The 20,911-nt window shown below is 31.8% G+C and carries 13 protein-coding genes; 6 read left to right on the top strand and 7 right to left on the bottom strand.

What is annotated here, in order from left to right; genetic code table 11:
- The first annotated feature begins 16 nt into the window (after window positions 1-16).
- A complete protein-coding gene (locus tag ABW637_RS13305; protein WP_367585300.1) occupies window positions 17-1,180 on the top strand; it encodes an MFS transporter in 1,164 nt (387 codons plus the stop codon).
- A 20-nt stretch (window positions 1,181-1,200) separates the two neighbouring features.
- On the opposite strand, the gene ABW637_RS13300 is transcribed toward ABW637_RS13305, so the two are convergent.
- Window positions 1,201-1,713, bottom strand: coding sequence for an RNA polymerase sigma factor (locus tag ABW637_RS13300; RefSeq protein ID WP_367585299.1), 513 nt, complete (start codon window positions 1,711-1,713; stop codon window positions 1,201-1,203).
- 160 nt (window positions 1,714-1,873) lie between these two features.
- On the opposite strand from ABW637_RS13300, the gene ABW637_RS13295 reads away from it, so the two are divergent.
- The 5 genes from ABW637_RS13295 to ABW637_RS13275 all read left to right on the top strand — a co-directional run bounded on the left by ABW637_RS13295 (window position 1,874) and on the right by ABW637_RS13275 (window position 10,680).
- Window positions 1,874-3,043: a FecR family protein gene (locus ABW637_RS13295; protein WP_367585191.1), complete on the top strand. Its 1,170-nt coding sequence runs from the start codon at window positions 1,874-1,876 to the stop codon at window positions 3,041-3,043.
- A gap of 118 nt (window positions 3,044-3,161) precedes the next feature.
- Complete coding sequence (locus ABW637_RS13290) at window positions 3,162-6,857, top strand: SusC/RagA family TonB-linked outer membrane protein (RefSeq protein WP_367585190.1); 3,696 nt, start codon at window positions 3,162-3,164, stop codon at window positions 6,855-6,857.
- A gap of 11 nt (window positions 6,858-6,868) precedes the next feature.
- Window positions 6,869-8,353, top strand: coding sequence for a RagB/SusD family nutrient uptake outer membrane protein (locus tag ABW637_RS13285; RefSeq protein WP_367585189.1), 1,485 nt, complete (start codon window positions 6,869-6,871; stop codon window positions 8,351-8,353).
- Between the two features lie 10 nt (window positions 8,354-8,363).
- Window positions 8,364-9,296 (top strand): substrate import-associated zinc metallohydrolase lipoprotein, encoded by a 933-nt coding sequence (locus ABW637_RS13280; protein WP_367585188.1) that lies wholly within the window; start codon window positions 8,364-8,366, stop codon window positions 9,294-9,296.
- A gap of 16 nt (window positions 9,297-9,312) precedes the next feature.
- Entirely contained in the window at window positions 9,313-10,680 is a 1,368-nt protein-coding gene (locus ABW637_RS13275) for a DUF4302 domain-containing protein (RefSeq protein WP_367585187.1), read from the top strand.
- A 183-nt stretch (window positions 10,681-10,863) separates the two neighbouring features.
- Here the strand turns inward: ABW637_RS13275 and ABW637_RS13270 are convergent, their stop codons facing one another.
- The 6 genes from ABW637_RS13270 to ABW637_RS13245 all read right to left on the bottom strand — a co-directional run bounded on the left by ABW637_RS13270 (window position 10,864) and on the right by ABW637_RS13245 (window position 20,908).
- On the bottom strand, window positions 10,864-12,636 hold the full coding sequence (locus tag ABW637_RS13270; RefSeq protein WP_367585186.1) for a hypothetical protein: 1,773 nt from the start codon (window positions 12,634-12,636) through the stop codon (window positions 10,864-10,866).
- Between the two features lie 71 nt (window positions 12,637-12,707).
- Entirely contained in the window at window positions 12,708-13,916 is a 1,209-nt protein-coding gene (locus ABW637_RS13265) for a DUF4249 domain-containing protein (RefSeq protein ID WP_367585185.1), read from the bottom strand.
- Window positions 13,917-13,919: 3 nt separating this feature from the next.
- Window positions 13,920-16,655 (bottom strand): TonB-dependent receptor, encoded by a 2,736-nt coding sequence (locus ABW637_RS13260; RefSeq protein WP_367585184.1) that lies wholly within the window; start codon window positions 16,653-16,655, stop codon window positions 13,920-13,922.
- Window positions 16,656-16,687: 32 nt separating this feature from the next.
- A complete protein-coding gene (locus tag ABW637_RS13255) occupies window positions 16,688-17,443 on the bottom strand; it encodes a hypothetical protein (RefSeq protein WP_367585183.1) in 756 nt (251 codons plus the stop codon).
- Between the two features lie 392 nt (window positions 17,444-17,835).
- Entirely contained in the window at window positions 17,836-19,617 is a 1,782-nt protein-coding gene (locus tag ABW637_RS13250) for a hypothetical protein (protein WP_367585182.1), read from the bottom strand.
- Window positions 19,618-19,657: 40 nt separating this feature from the next.
- Entirely contained in the window at window positions 19,658-20,908 is a 1,251-nt protein-coding gene (locus tag ABW637_RS13245; RefSeq protein WP_367585181.1) for a DUF4249 domain-containing protein, read from the bottom strand.
- Between the last annotated feature and the right edge of the window lie 3 nt (window positions 20,909-20,911).

The following is a 20,911-nucleotide window of genomic DNA, read 5'->3' as shown; positions in this document are numbered from 1 at the left end:
TCTTAAGAAATAGTACATACTCCTGAAACCAAAATTCTACATACTTCCGGTAATTATTCTTTCGCAATTTTTTTGTACCTCTCTTTGGTTCGCAGGAAATGCAGTAATCGATGATCTTGCTACCCAATTTGACTTTGGTTTTAATATTCTGGGTTACCTCCTATCTTTTGTTCAATTTGGTTTTATTATCGGCACATTAACTTTTGCTCTATTAACTCTTGCAGATCGTTATTCGCCATCCCGTATATTTATGATTTGTGCTTTTTTAGGAGGAATCTGTAATTTATCCTTACTTATCCCAAATATTACCGTGTTCAATTTACTAACAGCGCGTTTTGGTACAGGCTTTTTTTTGGCAGGAATTTACCCGGTAGGAATGAAAATTGCCTCAGATTACTATAAAGGTGGTCTCGGAAGAGCTTTAGGATATTTGGTCGGGGCCTTAGTACTAGGAACGGCTTTTCCTCATTTTATTAATGAATTTTCCTGGAGTAGTGATTATACAGCCGTGATAATTAGCACAACACTATTAGCTTTCTTAGGAGGACTAAGTATGTGGCTTTTAGTTCCCGATGGGCCATATAGAAGACCCGCCACCAAATTACAATTAGGAGTGGTTACACAATTATTCAATATTCCGCACTTTAGAAAAGCAGCTTTTGGATACTTTGGGCATATGTGGGAACTTTACGCTTTTTGGGGGTTTGTTCCTGTAATTCTAAAAACTTATGCTAATCGCCAAGGTATTGACCTTCAGATATCATTTTGGTCTTTTATTGTCATCGGAATAGGAGCTATATCATGTGTGCTGGGAGGTTTAATTTCGTTAAGAAAAGGTAGTAGAAAAGTTGCTTATAATTCTCTTTTAGTATCTGGGATACTTTGTTTGGCCTCTCCACTATTTTTTAGTCTATCTCCTCACTTATTTATTGTATTATTATGTATCTGGGGAATGGTAGTGATATCAGACTCACCACAATTTTCTACCATGATAGCTTCCTCTGCACCTCCAGAATTAAGAGGAACTGCCCTTACCATAACGAACTGTATTGGATTTGCAATCACCATTATCAGTATTCAGTTACTTTCTTTTTTAACAGATAAAGTAGATACTACACTCTTATACTTATTTTTAAGTATTGGACCAATTTTTGGACTCTATGCGTTACGAAGGACATAGTGATCATGTAAAACAACACATTAATTAGCGTCTAATGCTTCTTTAATTCTGGTCATAGCCTTGGATAACTGAGCTTCTACCGTTTTTACAGAAACACCTAATTGTTCTGCCACTTCTTTATATTTAAACCCCTGCATTTTATTTAAAACGAAGACTTCTTTACATTTTGGAGGAAGTTTATCAATCTCATCTCGAACTTTTTTTATCTGATTTTTTATAAAATCAGTGTCTTCTTCAATAAAAACTTCTAAAACAGAACTTTTAATCTGTTCAATATAATTCAGCTCTTTTTTATTTTTCTTGAAACTATCTACTAATTCATAATAGCAAGATTTATATAAATAACTTTTAATTGAAGTATTGATATTTAGTTTTTCTCTATTCTTCCAAATTTTGAGCATGACATTCTGGACAACATCCTCTGCTTGTTGTCTATTCTTTGATAAGCTATATATATAAGAGCATAGTTCGTTATAGTGCATTTCATATAAATACCTATATACAAACTCATTACCTTTTTTAAGCTCCTCTATTTGAGTTTTGTTCTCTATAGCAACTTTTTTTTAACTCATTTTTAACCCCTATTCGAAGACAATTAACAAAAACTTTACATAAATAATAAAAAAAGTACTCTTAAAAGTAAGGGTATTTTATTTTTTTCAAGTCTTACTTAAAAATAACCTAATAATTCGCATGAAAAAGAATACAGATTTAGATATAAACCAAATACTAAAATATCTAAATGATGAGATGACAAAAAGTGAACTTGTAGAGTTCGAAAACTTATTGAAATATCAAAAGAATTTAGACCTATTCAAAAAATATAGTGTAGCAAATCATTACGTTCAATTAAGTAAACATGATTTTGATGAACAAAAAGCACTATCATCATTTAATAAACATACCCAAAATACAAAATCTTCGACTAATACACGTAAGAATCGAATCCAAAATTATTTGAAATACGCTGCGGTTTTTATTGGAATATTACTTTCTTCATTATTCTTTGTTAACAATAATCTTTTTGGTCCTGATAAAAACATAACAGAAATAACCTTACAACAAGGGGATGGAAGTTTAGAAACCATAAAAGATGATGATCCTTTTAAAGAAATTAAAAATGAAAATGGTGCTGTAGTAGGTATTCAAGAAAACAATAAACTGGTATACAAAAATGAAAGCATTACCAATCCTGAAGAAAAACTTGTTATAAACACATTACGAGTTCCTTATGGGAAAAAATTCCAATTAGTATTATCAGATGGTACCAAAGTTCATATTAATGCTGGTTCTACCTTAAAGTTCCCTGAAAAATTTATTCCAGGACAAGTTAGAAAGGTAGAATTGTCTGGAGAAGGATATTTTGAAGTAGCACGAAATGAAAAAGATCCCTTCATCGTATCTACCAATGGTTTGAATACTGAAGTTTTTGGAACTAAATTTAATGTTTCTTCATACCCAGACGATACATTTTCGGAAGTTGTCTTAATCGAAGGAAGTGTTGGTGTTTTTAAGGAAGCTAATCGATTTAACAAAGATAGCGGTTTAAAACTTCAACCTAATCAAAAAGCCAGTCTTACAAAATCAAATAAGAATTTAAGTATGTCAACTGTAAAAACCGATCAATATGTTGCTTGGGTTGATGGTATTTTACTTTTCAAAAATGAGAGCTTTGAAAATATCATGAAAAAACTTGAAAGGTTTTATGACAAAAAAATAACCATCAATTACCAAAAAATAAAAACTGAAAAGTTTACAGGTAGGTTTGATGTAGAAAGTATAGAAGATGTATTAACAACATTTAGTAGTAATACACCTTTTAATTTTAGTCTGAAAAAAAGTAAAATAATTATTAATCCCTAAAACAAAAAAATGAGTAAATGATCTACTAAAAAAACAAAATCGAGAAATGCGGCAACATTTCCCGATTTTAGAGTAAGCTAATTTAACAATGGTTCAATCATTAAATCATATTAAAAATATGAAAAAAATAACACAGTACTACAATAATAATGTAGTTAAGTTAAAATTTAATTTAAAAATGAGACTTACAGTACTTCTAATTATAATGTCTCTCTTTAGAATAAATGCAAGTACATATTCTCAAAACACTAAGATTTCCTTAGATGTAAAGGACTTCACCGTTGAGAAGGTATTTGATCTAATCCAACAAAAAACAGAGTTTAAAGTATTTTTTAAAGATTCTGAAGTAAACACTCAGAGAAAGATATCTCTTACTGCTATAAATAAGAGAGTAGAGTATATTTTGGATAGAATCTTTAAAAATACAAATGTTTCATACAAAATAGTAGACAAGCAAATAGTTCTTGTTAAAAAAACTACTAAAACAAAGGTTCCAAAACAACCACAATCTGCTTCTGTATTACCTCAGAATGGATTTGAGATTAATGGTACAGTTACCGATAAAACTGGTTTTCCGATTCCAGGTACTACTATATCTGTTGAAGGAACTTCAAATGGTGTTGTAGCTGATTTTGATGGAAATTTTACAATTAGAGTTTCAGTATCAGATGTTCTTAAAATTGAGAATTTAGGTTTTGAGAGTCAAAAAGTTACAATTACAAGTAAGAGTAAAAAGAATTATACTATTGTACTTCAAGAATCTGTAGAAGCTTTAGATGAAGTGTTAATTACGGATGGGTATAAAAAAGTTGATAGACGTCTATTTGCCGGAGTAGCTACAAGACTAAATCTTGAAGATGTAAAAATTGACGGAGTATCAGATGCATCCAGACTTCTTGAAGGTAGAGATGCGGGTGTTGTAGTAGATAATGTTTCTGGTTCTTTTGGTGCTTCACCAAGAATTAGAATTAGAGGTAACACATCACTTAATGGTAATAACAATCCAATTTGGGTAGTTGATGGAGTAATTCTTGAGGATAATGTAGAACTAAATCAAGGTGATTTAGCATCGGGAGATATCAACTCATTAATCGGTTCTTCTATAGCTGGATTAAACCCAGATGATATCAAAAGTTTCTCTATACTTAAGGATGCTTCAGCGACAGCCTTATATGGTGCACGAGCTAAAAATGGTGTAATTGTAATTACCACCAAAAAAGGTAAAAAGGGAGCGTTAAGAGTAAATTATAGTAATAACTTCTCTTATAGGCTTAGACCAAGATATACTAATTTCAATGTTCTAAACTCTCAACAAGAATTATCTGTATATGCCGAATTGGTTGAGAAAGGACTTGTAGATCTAACTACTGCTCAACGAGCAGAATCTTATGGGGTCTTAGGACAATATTATAATTTAAGACGAACAAACGATGTAGAAATTGGAGCAAACGGAGAATTAGCTGATAGTTATTTTAACAGATATCAAGTAGCTAATACAGATTGGTTCAAAACACTTTTTAATGATTTTTCATTACAGCAAAATCACTCGTTAAGTATTTCTGGAGGTAGTGATGATGCGATCTATTATTTCTCCTTAAGTTACTTAAATGATGAAGGACAAACTATTGGAGACGATGCTCAACGATATACTACTAAATTAAATACAAGATTTAATCTAACTGACAAGTTTTCAATTGGCACCACATTAACCGGAAGTTTTAGAGATCAAAGAGCTCCAGGAACCAATGACAGATCGTTAAATCCCCTTACAGGAGAATTTGATCGTGAGTTTGAAATCAATCCGTATGATTATTCTTTAACCAATAGTAGAAGTGTGACTCCATTCGATGAAAATGGAAACTTAGAATTTTTTAGAAAAAACTATGCGCCTTTTAATATCATACATGAATTACAAAACAACTATATTAATATAGATGTTACTGATATTTCTTTCCAAACTGATTTAGATTATAAGCTAACAGATAATCTAACCGCTAATTCTACGATAAATTATCGTAAAGCAATAACGCGAAGAGAACATATCATTGGTGATAAGTCTAATCAAGCCGAAGCTTTTAGAGCCGATGAAGGTGTTTTAGCTAATATAAACCCTTTCTTATATCAGGATAGAGACAACCCAACACGTCCACCTTTTTCTATATTACCTGAGGGAGGTATAAATATTTATAACGAAGATGTTCTGGATTATTTTTATTGGAGAAATTCTCTTTCATGGAACCCTCAAATAAATGACAATCATCAATTTACATTTCTTTTAGGACAAGAAATCAAAACATCAAATAGGGAAAGTAGAGAATATAATGGTATTGGTATTTCTTATGAGAATGGATACCTTATAAATACTAATCCGGATGCTATAGATCAAGCTATAGATAATGGAGATCAGTACTTTGATATTTCCAATTTCAGAGATCGTTTTGCAGGGTTTTTCTTTAATACAGGATATACATTCAATAACAAGTATACACTTAATGGTACTCTAAGATACGATGGTTCTAATCTTCAAGGGTCAAGTCCAGATGCAAGGTATTTAACTAATTATAATATTAGTGGTGCATGGAATATTGATAAAGAAAATTTTATAAATGCAGATTGGATTAATCTTTTAAAATTAAAAGCTACATATGGGTTATCTGGTGGTAGAGGTCCTTTAACTAGTGCTTCATTAGATCTTAGAGGACAAGTTCCACTGCGCCCTCAGGATATCGAAAGTATTATAAGAATAAACTCATTAGAAAATTCAGATTTAACATTCGAAAAATTAAAAGAGTTTAGTACCGGTCTTGAGTTTTCTTTCCTGAATAATCGAATTGCTGGAGAGATTGGCTATTATCAACGTGATTCTTTTGACTTAATTGGAAACATCAGAACTAGTGGTGTTGGAGGAGAGTCTATTAAAACAGGTAATTTTGCAGATTTAGAAGTTGAAGGATATGAATTTGCTCTATCTACTGTGAATATTAGAGCTAAAGATTTTGAGTGGTCAACTAACATTAATATTGGTTATAACACAGAAGAAGTAAAAGAATTAGAGTTTAATCCTCGATTAGTTGATCTTATTTCTCCAACTGGAGCTCCATTTACTGGTCGTGAAATATCGGCTCTATACTCTGTTCGTTTTGCAGGATTAAATGAATTTGGTATACCAACATTCTTTGATGCCGATGATAATAGGGTAACTAATCTCGATCTTCAAAACAGAGAAGATATTGAAAAGATATTAAAATATGAAGGCCCTACCCAACCGCGAGGAGCCGGTGGTTTTAACAACACATTTACGTATAAAGGTTTTACATTATCTGCCAATGTCTCATTTAAATTTGATTATAAAATCCGTTTAAATAGTAATTTTGCAGCAACATATACCGATTTCAACTCTTTGCCGGGTGAATTAGTAAACAGATGGGTGTTACCAGGAGATGAAAATGTTACAAACATTCCAGCTATTATTGAAAATAGAACTTTAATTTCTGAATTGAACGCTGTAGTTAATGCTAATGGATTAGTTGTGGGAGGAGATAATGCTTATGAACTATATAATAATAGTGATTTAAGAGTAGTTGATGGTACTTATGCACGTATGAGATCTATTGCTCTTGGCTATACTATTCCTTCAAATTATGCAGAAAGGTTAGGTATAGCTTCAGCACGAATTCGTTTGCAAGGAGAAAATTTATTCTTACTCTATTCTGACAAAGACTTAAATGGCCAAGACCCGGAGTTTTTCAATTCTGGTGGAGCTGCGCTACCTGTACCAAAAACAGTGACCCTTTCACTAAATGTTGGATTTTAAAAAGATTAATTATGAAGAATAACACATTAAAATTATATATAGCATTACTACTTCTTACCATTGTAAATGTAGGATGTGAAAATTATTTAGAAGAATCACCAGATGATCGATTAGAATTAGACACCGTAGAAAAAGCTGCCAAAGTTGTAGCTGATGCCTATTCACAAGCGAGTTATGCATTTACAGATATGTATACTGATCTAGCTGGCCCAGTAGGTCCTGAAATAAATGGAGTTGTACAAAACACTGGCGGAAATACTATAAGCATACAGGATATGCAAACCTATACATGGAGTGATGTTAATGAAATCTTCCAAGATTCGCCAACCTACTTCTGGGATCAAACATATGAAGCTATTGCTCAAACCAATGAGGTATTAGCCGTGATTGATAATCTTCAAGGGGATCAAAAACAAAAAGACGCTGTAAAAGGAGAGGCTCTTCTATCAAGAGCATACAACCATTTTATGTTAGTTAACCTTTTTGGGTTACACTATGATGAAAATGCTACTACCAATTTAGGAGTACCTTATGTGCTAGAGCCTGAAACTGAATTCTTACCTAGTTACGAGCGCAATACTGTAGCGGAGGTATATGATCTTGTAGAAAAAGATTTATTAGAAGGATTAGCCCTTATTAACGATGATTTTTTCTTTGGTACGAAAAAATATCATTTCACTAAAAAAGCAGGTCAGGCTTTTGCATCAAGGTTCTATTTATGGAAAAAGGATTATCAAAATTGTAAAAAATACAGTGATCTATTTCTTGGCGGATCTCCTAACATTTATGTAAAAAATTATGACAATATCAAAGGAGCTACACCAGATGATACAGGAGATAATTATAATGATCCTGAAGACGACAGTAACTTTCTGTTGATACAAAAATTTAGTAATCATCAACGTGTTAACAATGGTTACAGGTTAAATTTTTCAGATTTTCAAAATCTATTCACAAGTATATTTGGTGGATTTAGAGAAGATGAACGAACTAGTATAGATGTTTTTAATTTTGGAACCGATGCAGTTCTAATACCTAGATTAAGGGAATTCTTTTTTAGAGAAAATCTTAGCTCAAATTCTGGATTACCTTATCATATCGCTGTAGAGTTTAAAGGAGAAGAGGTTTTATTAAATAGAGCAGAAGCTAATTTATTTCTTGGGGACCAAGCTTCGTCATTAGTCGATATTAATGTGCTTGCAAGAGCAAGATACAATGATAATGAATTTAATGATATTCCAACCATTGTATCATTTTATAATGTCGGTAATGAAACTGAAGGAATTTTAGAATTAATTTTAGATGAGAGAAAGAAAGAGTTCTGGGATCATGGATTACGCTGGTTTGACATTAAACGTTTTAATTTACCCGTAACACACATTGTGCCTGAAAGTGAAGGTGGCGGCACCTTCGAATTAACGGCTAATGACCTAAGAAAAGCAATTCAGATTCCTAGTGATGCATTATCATTTGGACTAACTCCTAACCCTAGATAAAATATTGACTATGAAAACACAAAATATAATAGTACAAAAAATATTATTACTTCTTGTTAGTTTATCAATACTATCAGGATGTGAACGAGAAGAAACTTTAAAGCCAACTCCTATTTTTGAAGCTGGTATAGAAGAATCAACAACAGAACTTGATCAATTTCTAAAAACAGAATTTAGAGATCCTTATGGAAGTGTAATTATTTATAAATTTGTAGATCGCTATATTGATCCATCAAAATCTGCGGTTCCACCTCGTTTAGAAGTTGTACGCCCTGTTGCCGAACTTATCAAACAAGCCTGGATTGAGCCATACAATAAAGCATCAAATCAAGGGCAAGAATTCTTAAGACAATATTTTCCTGGCGAAATTGTAATTTTAGGATCTCCTATATTTAATAGTAATGGAACCATAACTTTGGGAATAGCAGACTCGGGTGTTAGAGTTACTCTTACTCAAGCAAATGAATATGCCCCGGGTAATACAGACTGGATCATACAAACTTTTAGAACCTTACACCATGAATTTGCGCATATTGTAGATCAAAACTTTAATTTTGATGTTGAATCTTTTTACGAAATTTCAGGAGATGATTACACTTCGCCTAATACATGGACTTCACTTATCGAAAATGGAAGTGAAGAAAGTACAACATCAATAGAAAATGCTATAAAACGAGGAATGGTAACCCCTTACGGAACTTCTGCCGTAGGAGAAGATTTTGCTGAAATTATTGCTCGTATTATAACCACTGATCCAATGGTATTTGAAGCTACTTACTTGACTCCAGAAGATTGTAGTGGACAAGGCCAAGATTGTTTAGATAGAAACGAAGGAAGGGCTCGAATACAACAAAAATATGATGCTGTTGTTAAATACATGCAAGATGATGTTGGTATTGATTTATTTGTCTTAAGAGATGAATTTTTAAAAAGTATTAACTAATTAAATTTAGAGTAACATGTTAAAAAACATTAAAATATATACATTATTAGTTATCTCTTTAGGTTTTATTGCCTGTAGTAGTGATAATGAAGTAGAACCGCTATTTGATCAAGATGTAGACAGTCGCGTCGACGAGACTTTAAAAAATTATAAAGAAACTCTTGTTAATTCGGAATTTGGATGGAAAACAGATTATCAACCAGAACCAAATACAGGTATTTATAATTTACATCTTCAATTCAATAACGATAACACAGTCGAAATAGTTTCAGATTATAACAATGGTAATGCTGACTTACCTACTACCTTCAGAGTAGGAAAAAATCAGTTTCCAGAATTAGTGTTTGAAAGCTTCTCTACACTACATAGCTTATTTGAAGCTGAAAGATTTAGGTTAGGAGCAGAATTTGAGTTCATAATTGAAGAAGTTTCAAGTGAATCTATTATCCTTAGAAGCAAAACCGACCAGGGAGATGAAAAATCAACACTTACTTTAGTAAAAGCTACAGCGGTTGATAAGGAAAATGTACAAAAACTTCAAGGCTTAGATGAAAGAGTTGAAAATGGGCATTTAACTAATCTTCCTTTTAGGGGTATGGTTGTTAAAAATGCTAGTGACGAAACTTTGTTTTCGAGTTCATTTTCGTACGATCCACTTACTAGAATAGCAACAATTGTTTACGAAGATTCGGAAAATAATGAAATAACAAAAGAGTACCCAATAGAATTAACCGAAGACGGGTTTAATTTTATTAATCCGATTGTAATTTCTGACAGTGAATTTCAGCTGTTTTCTTATAACTCTGGCAACAATCAATTTGTCGCTAGTAATAATGGTAATACCGCTATTATTCTTCATGATAGCTTGCCTTTATATATAAATAATGATGTTTTTGACATAGGCGAAACATTTACCACTTATATATATCGCCCTTCGTTAGGTGCAAATCCATTAACTTCAACTGGATTTGATAATATCATAAGTCAAATTAATACAGATATTTCTGGATTTGGATTTTCTTTTTTCCAGTTTGTATTGATTACTAACCCTAGTGTCGATGGTAATAACACTCAACTTCTTGTTGATTTTGCCGATCCATCTGGCGCAACTCTTACCGTATATTATGATTTTAAGGCTAAAATTGAAGATAAAAAACTAAAACTAGAATATGTAGGACCAAGTACTGTTGATGGAGTCCCTGGTAATAATGCATTTTTAGAAAGTATAGTACAGCCATTAATTGATTTTTATGGAAATATTGATGGCCTTATTTATACTAATAGAGGCTCGTTTCAATCAGATACTGCTGCATTTTCAAACTTATCAGGAGATTTCCTTAATGCTAATGACGCTTCAATGAGTGTCTATGGTGTTTGGCTATAAAAAGATTAACTCTCTATTGCATTTATGCAATAGTCTATCTAACTCAACTTGCGAAAACCCGGAACTAATGTTCCGGGTTTTTTAATGATGTACCATCTATTGTCTAGAAGTTAACATGATTATCGCATTACATGTAGTTAAGAATGATCGGAAACTTTAAAAACTTTCAGAAAATGAAGGATTTTATTCTACTTTAAAATTTTGTGTAATTGATACTGCATTCCCACTTTTAGTAAGCCCTTGTAGGATAACCTCAAAATCACCAATAATATCGGAAGTATAAAATTCTAATATTATATCCTCTCTATCTATTTCAAAACTAGGAGACCATAACAACTGAAGTCTATAGTCCGGAATTCGATTGTTTTTGTTAGACGTATCATATACTTGTCTATAATATCTTTTCTTTTCTAATAATTTCAAATCATTAAATTGAATAAGGTCTTTCTCTTTCAATTGCCCCCAATAATTTTCTTTTAATGTTTTAATTTCTAAAATACCCTCAAAGACTTTAGTTCCTATATAATATCGATCTTTGATAAATCTAATATTCTTTATTTTTCTTGGATCATAATTGATAACATCTTCATGATCTTGTACAATTCCACCATCAACCAATACCAATGGTAAATAATTAGATTTTGCACTTCCAACATGGTCCCCATAAATACTAAATACCTCTTTTCCTTTTTTATTTTTTCTTATTCGAACTCCTTCAACAACCTCTACAATAGTTTCTTTAATGGTTGAAAACCTTGTATATTCATCTAAATCATAGCTAACATAATCTTTACCATAAAAAGAAGAAATCAGTTGACTTTCTTGTATTGTATCTGGTTTTAAATTATAGAAACTATTTTCTATTTGATTGTAAATACTTCTTTTTGTAATTTCATCTAATGACTTTTGCTTAATTTTAAAAGAATAAAAATCCATTGCACCTGTATCGGTTTCAGGAATAGTATCTATTAAAATGGTATAATTTGTTTTATCCCCATCCTGAACCTCCATCATTACTCTATCTTCATTAAAATGTTGATCAAGACACATAATAAAATTTCCTTTGTTGTCTGTTGATACAATTTTAATATCACTTGCTTTTCCTGAAATAGACAACCCCACATTTAGTTGCGAAACCGAAAAGGTTGAATCTTTTGGGATGATTCTTCCATATATCAATTCTCCTCTCATTTCTGGAAGAAAAATAGAATCTCCTACAGACCTAATAGCATTCCTTTTTGATTTTGAATCAAGCTTAAAAAAATCTTTAGTCGTAATACCTTTTGCTTTTTTAAAATTATCTGTTTTCCTCACAGAAATAGAATAATTCCCCTCGGGTAATTGGTCTTTTTGAATATTAAACCGAACACGACTTCTTTTTGAGTAAACTTTCTTCTCTACAAGAATAGGATGGTCATTTTTAGCCTCAACATTATTTCTGTTTGTTATTTCATTTTGTGTATGTTTTTCTGAAGTTTCTTTTCTATGATCAGTTGACAGAATTTCACTTTGATCTCCTTGATAGGGATTAATTATACTAACATCTCCTCGAAAAAAATCAGATTCTATAGAATTAAGCATCCATTGTGTATATCCTATTAACTTATAATTTCCAGAGGGGATCGAAACCGGAATAAAAAAATCCCCTTGCCCAAGGCCTTTTTCCAGTTTAATTTTATGTTCAAAAACAGATTTACCCTTGTCATCAATAAGTTTAACATAAGCAATTTTACTTATAGTACTTAACAAATCATTCTTGTCATTGACGCAATACAAGCTATAGTATAAATATTCTCCCGCAAATAGTAATGTAGTATTGTAATGTATAAATACATTTTCTTTAGGTATTTGATTATATCCCATTACATCTTCGACTGTTTTTAAAACAGATTTTCGTTGGGCTTGTATACCAATTGCACAGAAAAAAACTATGTATAATAAGGGTTTAATGTTCACACTTTTAAATTTCTGAATATTAGGTTTTAAATTATTAACTATATTCTATTTAACAATTGAGCAACGATGTATTAATCTTCCCAAAAATCTGGAATTGTACTTTGTCCATAAACTGTACAATCCCCACAGCCTCTGGGAACAAAAACATACGTACGCCCACTTTCACTATTCGGATCTCTTATTTCTTCTAAAAATTTAACATTACCAGATCTTATTAACGCCCGTAAACGACTTAAAAACTCATCTTCAGTTTCAGTAGATTCTTGCCTGGGAATAACACGATCACATGTTGGAGAAAATCTTGGTAGATCGCTAATAAGGTCTTCACGACTAAAGAACATACGTTTTTCGGTAACCGATGTCACTTCAAAAAAACCTAAGATACGTTCATTTTCATTTAGGGTTGAAAAAATATTTCCACTCACAAAACCCGGTTGAAGTTGAGAAAACAGACTTTCGGATTCTGAAAAATTATTTATCGTATTATAAAATCCATACGCCTCTCTTGATTGCACAAATTGCCTTACTAAAATACTATATCGATCAGCTACACGAATGTCTTCGGCATCAATAAACCTAAGCAACAATCCACTTACTTTATCTTCGAGTAAACTACTGGTGTCGGTAATAATAATTGTATTAGATGCACCACCATTAAAGCATCTTTCCTGACCATCAGGTCGATTTACATATTCTAACGAGGTGGTTAAATCTACACGAGCCCAAAAATCAGCGGTAATTCTATAGGTTTCTTCGAATTGATAACGGTAATACTGCGAATTTCCTGTTACATCATAACTATCTATTAAAATCCCTACTCCTTCTATCCCATTATTGTTAAACATACGCTTCGGGTATACTTTGTCGATAATCGAATTTTCTGAAGGCAGTACTTGTTCTTCAGACATGTAGACTCCCCCATCTCTAGTCTCAATTGATAATTGATAGTTTTTGTTTGGTTCTGCGCTAAATTCTTGTGTAGATTGATACGTTCCTGGAAATATTTCTTCGAATATGTATACTACATTAGTATTTTCAACTACCTTAACTGTTGCCCCTTGCTCAACCAATGGGCCATCATCCTCAAACTTGTACGTTCTGGAAAGCTGTATTCGATGATATTTTTGTTCATTAGTAATAGAGGCTTTTATAACTAAAATGCTTTCAAAATCTTCGGTCTTAAAATCAAATTCTTGTACACAATTTGATACCATTATGCATAACAGCAGCATGAAAAACATCCTTCTTTTACCCCAAACATACTTATGAAAAGATATCATTTTTTAAAATTTAAAATTATACGTAATTGAAGGAATAGGAATAGAAAAAATAGAACTTTGCAATCCTTTTACTTCTCCATTTTCTGTTACAAAAAATACAGAAAACGGGTTATTGCGACCAAGAACATTATATACTGAAATAGTCCAAAAACCATGAGCAGTTTTTTTCTTTTTATGATTTCCTTCAATATTCAATCCAATATCCAATCTATAAAAATCAGGGATCCTAAATTTATTTCTATCGCTAAACACTGCAAACTCTGCTCCATCAAGACTAAAGTTTCCTATTGGAAAAGTAACAGGCCTTCCCGTTTGGTATACAAAGTTGGTGGTCATGCTAAATCGTTTAGTAAACTTGTAATTGGCCACAACACTAAAATCATGTGGTTTATCAAAATTTGAAGGGAAAAACATACCATTATTTACACGTTCTTCTCGAAACTGGCTGTCTAATTGTAAAAATGATCTCGAATAGGTATATCCCAACCAACCATAGAGTCTTCCTTTTTGTTTCTTAAGTAAAAACTCTACTCCGTATGCTTTTCCATTTCCTTGCAATACCTGAGTTTCAATATTCTCGTTCAATAATATTTCAGCTCCGGTTTTAAAATCAAGTATATTTTTTGATCGCTTATAGAATCCTTCCAAACTTAACTCGTAGGCACTTTCATCTAAGTTTGCATGTAAACCAAGGGCATACTGTTGTGAGCTTTGGGGTTTTATGTTAAGATCAGATAATTTCCAGGTATCAATAGGTGATACCGTAGTATTATTAGATAAGGTATGAATAAACTGAAACGTTTTGTTATAAGAAGCCTTAACAGAAAAATTATCTAGAATCAAATACCTACCAGATATTCTATATTCTGGCCCTCCGTAAGTCTTTATAACTTCATTTCTATCAAAAAACAATGTCTCTTGAATGCTAGCCTCCTCTTTTGGTACTCCATCCAAGAAAACATTTTGAGAACTTTCTCCCAAGGCATTATACATAGAGTAACGAATACCGGCATCTACCTTAATTTTATTTGATACATCTATTTCGGCTCCAAGAAATGCCGCAGACTCTAATGCCCTTTCTTTCTCAATTTTTAGAGGCTCGACAATAGATATGAGGTTAGCTGGTTGTATTTCTCCCGGATTCACTGCATACAACTTACTAGACAGTCCATAATCAAATTTAAGTTTGCTATTGTAAACATTCCTAAATTGAAATTTCACCTCGGTCTCATTAATGCTGTAGCCCAATTCAAAATCAGTATCAATGTCTCCATCGAATTCTATATCAAAACCATAACGGCTGTTAGATAGATTTAGTTTGCCACTGTTTTTTTCATTAAATCTATGATCCCATCGTAGAGAAAATGCTCTGTTTTCATAAATATATAAAGAATCTGAAGTAATACTAAAATCATCCTTACTCCAATATAGTGTAGCTTCTATTTTCGAGTTTTTGTTTATTTGATGATTATATTTTGCAATGGCATCATAAAATGAAGCTTCACTATTTTCTAATGATTCTTCATCTAGAGAATTCAAAATCCAATTTGCATATGCCCCTCTACCTCCTATCATAAGTCCTGCTTTATCCTTAACTACAGGAATTTCAAATAGTAAATTTCCGGTTACAGGACCAACAGAACCTTCAGCCTTAATTTTATCTAAACTAGCATCTTTAGTCTTTAAATCAAAAACCGAAGATAATCTTCCTCCGTATTCAACAGGAATAGTCCCCTTATAAATATTAGCTTCTCCTATGGCAAAAGGGTTAAGGGCCGAAAAAATTCCGAAGAAATGTTGAGGGCTATATATTACTGCATCGTCTAGTAAAATTAGATTTTGATCAGATCTTCCTCCTCTCACATTATACCCTGTCGAAGCCTCTCCCGCAGTAGTAATACCAGGTAATGTTGTTGCTACCTTTAAAACATCTCTCTCTCCTAATGCCAGAGGTATATTTTTGGATTCCTCTACATCGATCTTAGTTTTAGTAACCACTTCATCTACATTCTTATTTATTTCAGATTGTAACACAACTTCATCAAGCAGTTCTATTTTTTCATTAATCGTAAAATCTAATTTACCATCACTATAAATGATTAATCGATTCTTGACCTCTTCCATTCCGAGGGCATTTATTTCAATAATATGACTGCCTGCAATCAATTGCAATTCATAAAATCCATCGGGATTGGTTCGAACACCAATATCATTGCCATTTATTGCGATAATTGCATCAACCAAAGGTTTTTTAGTTTGATTATTTGCAACGTATCCGGATAATTTAAAATTTTGGTTTGTATTTCCTTGTACAGCTTTACCAATCTTGAAAGTTTTTAAAGCCGCCCTACTTGAAGAATATATATCATTTGTAAAAGTTATTGACTTATTATTCAATCCTTTATAATTTACTCTACTATTTGTAAGAGATGTATCTATCAAAAAGCCATCAGGCAGTGTATCATATATAATATTGTTTTTAGTAATAACAACACGGTTATCGAAGATAAAGAAGTTAAGTAGCGTCTCTTTAAAAACAGCTTCAAGTATTGTATTAATATCTACTTCTTTATAATTTCCTGATAATTCTTTATACTCATTAATCCATGAATCTTGGTAAAAAAAGCGATGGTCAGAAATGGTTTCTATTTGTTGTAAAACGGATCTTAGATCTTGATTTTGGTAGGATAATGAAAGTAAAGTATCTTCTTGTTGTGCCCAACTATACTGTAAACTCAAAAAAACAAATATTAGAATCCTCTTTATCATTTTTATAAATTGTTTTTTGAAATTGACAGATAAATAACATCTTCAAGCAATTGTTTCATAAAAGCGTCAGGATTCGATTTTCGTAAACTTTTTTGAGTGCTGTAAAATGACTTTATTCCTTGCTTCACTTCTGGAAAAATAGAAATAAAATCATCTTTACTATTAACTTCATGATAGGTTTGATCGATAAAAAGAATGTACTTATTGTGTGCAGTAAATTCATAATAGATTTTACTCCCTCCTATATCTTCAAGGCGTTTTTTTCGATTTTTTTTATTCTTTTTATATAGTACAAATTGAGGTTGCTCGGTAATGATTTCAAAGAATCCAGAAATTGGATATTTTGGATCTAGAGTAGTATCTAAGCTTACAAATTTATGTTTCTCAATATAAAACGATGTTATCTTATCTGCAATTAATTGAATAACCGAAGTAACAGTGCCCGGTTGAAGGTTTACTATAACTTGTTCTGTTTCTAAATTGTATTTGATTCCTAAATTATAATAGGTTTGTCCATTATAGGTGATCGAACCAGATAGTACCTTATCAGACAGAAAAAAAGAATGCTTATTTTCAAATATTTTATTGATATCGGTATCAATATACTGTCTACCATTATAGAGTCCTGTGCATTCTTCACCCAACATTCTATCAAACCAATCATAATATGCAATCTCATCATCGTTTGCTTGGCCATAAAATAAAAATGGAAGTATTAAAAAAGCTAAAACGCTCTTTTTCTTATAAGCTGAAAACATATCCCCTATCTGTTTGTGTAAAATCAGAATTCTTTTTCTGTATATCCCTCTTCTAAAATTTTAAGAAGTCCCTATAAACTAAGATAAGAGGAAATATTCGAAATTCATGTAGCACACAAAACCTACAACGTTTTCGTGTTAATAAGTTTACTTCAGAGTGTTTTTTAGATTTACCTAAAACTATTCAAAAACAATTGGAAACATCTAATACGAGTATAAAAAAGGAATTTATCCACCATCATGATGGTTATGAAACTTATTTAACACCAATGGTCACTGAAATTCAGATGTTGATTACAGAAGTGATGAATACAGTTGAAAAATGAAAAATTGCAAAAATATTTTTACATCTTAATACTTTCTATAAGGGTATTTATGCATCTAAAAAAATGCTACTCTACCTTAAATTGTTTTTTTAAAGATACCGGAACCCCATCATTTGTAAATCCCTCAAGAGATATTTCATAATCTCCGGCTACATCAGAGGTAAAAAATTTGATTGTTTTAGTATCACTTAAAGTAACGCTAGGTTCCCATAGTAATTGAGATCTAAAATCAGGAATACGATCATAATCATTAATTTCTTGACCATATTGTTGTTTATAATAATTTTTGTGTGCTAACGGTCGTAACAATTCAGTTTTCAATAAATACGCTTTGTTCAAATTCTCAGAATAATTACCTTCAATAGTTTCAAAAATTAATACGCCTTCAAAAATTTTAGTTCCTAAAAAATATCGATCCCTAACCAGACTAATTTTCTTAATCTTTCTAGCATCATACTCCATAAAGTCCTCATGTTCTTGTTCTACAATACCATCTATAATAACTAGAGGTTTATAACCATAATCTTCTTGAGTAGGGTAATATCCTCTAACTGCAAATACTTTATCTCCCCCAGCATCTTTTGTCATCCATACATCATCTACAATTTCTACTATAGTTTCTCTTACTGTAGCAAATCTGGTATATTCATCAAGGCTATATGTGGTATAATGATTTCCATAAAAAGGCAAATAATTACCGGAGTCTTGAATAGTATCTGGTTTAACGGTAAAAAAACTATTATCAATCTGATTATGAACACTGCGATCAATGATATGATCCTTTAATTCTTGGGTTAATTTAAACTTATAAAAATCAAAATTGGGGTAATCAACCTCAGGAATTTCACTAAGCTCAATGCGATAGTCATTTCTATTCTCTCCTAAAACCTGAAACACAAACTCATCTTCGCTATAGGTTTTATTTAAGTTAATCATGAAATTTCCTTTATCATTAGTAGACACAATTTTTATATCATTTGTTTTACCCGGTATAGACATTGCAATTTGAACAGATGAAACCGGAAACGTTGGTTCTTTAGGTATAACTTTTCCGTACATCAATTCTCCACGCATTTCGGGTAAAAAAATAGAAGAGTTTACTGATTTCATTTTATTCTTAATATTTTTAGAGTTCAAAATCGAAAAATCTACCGTAGAAATAGCTTTCGCAGAAACATAAGAATTCTTTTTACTGACCGAGATTGAATAATCACCAGATTGATTAATAGATTCGTGCTTATCAATAGTTAATACTACAGGACTTCTTTTTTTGACAACTTCTTTATTTAGTGCAAGTGTTATCCCTGCACTTACTTTTGACTTTATTATTTGTGATTTAATTGGATTAATATTACCATTGATAGAAGATTCCAAAGAATTATTAGAAAGAATTGCTTTTTGATCTCCTTGGTAAGGATTTAGTATGGTTATATCCCCTTGAAAGAAAAGATTACTTTCTGCATTGAGCATCCATTGTGTATAACCTATCAATTTATAATTTCCAGATGGGACAGAAACCGGAAGGAAAAAATCACCTTGCCCGGAACCATTTTCAAGTTTAATTTTATGTTTGAACACGGCTTTCCCGTTTTCTCCAATAAGTTCTACATAACCTATCTTACTTATATCACTTAAGTGATTATTTTCAATATTTAAACAGTACAACCTGTAATACAAATACTCCCCTGCAAACAACAATGTTGTATTATAATGAATAAACATCTTTTCTTGAGGGATTTGATTATAGCCAAACGAGTCTTCTATTGTTTCTAAAACATACTGTCTTTGCGCCTGAATTGATGATATAAAAAGGAGCAGAAAGAGATATACTAATGGTTTTATTTTCACAGAAATAATTTTACATTAAACATTTTTACAAGTCTTGATTTTATTCTACCCAAAAATCTGGGGGATCACTTTTTCCTAATGCAGTACAATCACCACATTGTCTGGGCACAAAAGTAAAGACACTACCTCCTGGAGAGCCTCCCACGGAAACTAAAAACTTTAATCTATTACTATTAATGACCGCCCTTAATCTTCTACGAAAATCTTCTTCAGGCTCAAAAGGAGCAGGTGCTATTGTAACTTCAAAACATTCGAGTTCAAAACTTGGTAGCTCTTCTCTTAAAATATCTCCTCTATTAAAAAATATCCGTTCTGTTGCTATAGAAGATATCTCAAAATATCCTAAAACTTTCTCATCAGGATTGGTTTCTGAAACTATATTACCTCTAATAAATCCTGGTTGTACTTGTGAAAACAAACTTTCTGATTCTGAAAAATTATTAAGGGTTTCATAAAACTCATTCGCTTCTCTTGATTGCACAAGTTGTTTAACCAAGATGCTATATCGATCTGCAACTTTAACATCTTCGGCTGGGATAAATCTGAATAAAAAGTCAGTAAGCCTATCTTCCGAAAAGTCATTTGTATCGGTTATAATAATTTCATTAGACAGATCATTTCTATAACATATTCTTTCGCCTAGAGGCCTTACTTCAAACACAAAACTAATTTCATCTTCTCCCTCTTCATTCGTTTCTTTAATAGCTCTTACATCAGTTTCTACCCAAAACGGCGCTTCAAACCTAAACGTTTCTTCATATTCATACCGATAGTATTTAGAATTACCAGTAGGATCAAAAGTAGTTACAAATATCCCTACTCCTTCTACCCCTTGGTCATTAGTTATTTGTTTTGCATATACATTTTCAATAGATGTTTGTTGAGGTAATGAGGCTTTATCAGAAATATAGGATCGGCCATCTGAAGTTTTTATGGATAATGTATATTCTTTATCAGGTTGTATGGCAAATTCTTGCTCTGAAATATAGGTTCCGGGAGTTTGATTTTCGGCACTAAAGAGATATTCTACACCAGAACCTTCAATAACTTTGACTGCAGCTCCATTCTCTGGGGGTGGTATACTGTCCTCAAATCTAAATGTTCTTGATAATAGAACTTTTTGATGTTTTACTTCATCGGTCATTGTGGTATTGATAATCAAAATACTCTCAAAACTCTCTGTTTCTATCTCAAAAGGATCCACACACTGAGACATCATACTACTGATCAAAAGCAAAATTAAAATATTTGCTATTTTTTTGTATTTGAATAACCTAATATAGAGTTTCATTAT

Source organism: Aquimarina penaris, from assembly GCF_040786285.1.
Classification (GTDB): Bacteria; Bacteroidota; Bacteroidia; order Flavobacteriales; family Flavobacteriaceae; genus Aquimarina.
Note: the sequence above shows the minus strand (reverse complement) of the source record. Positions and strands in the feature narration are given on the sequence as shown.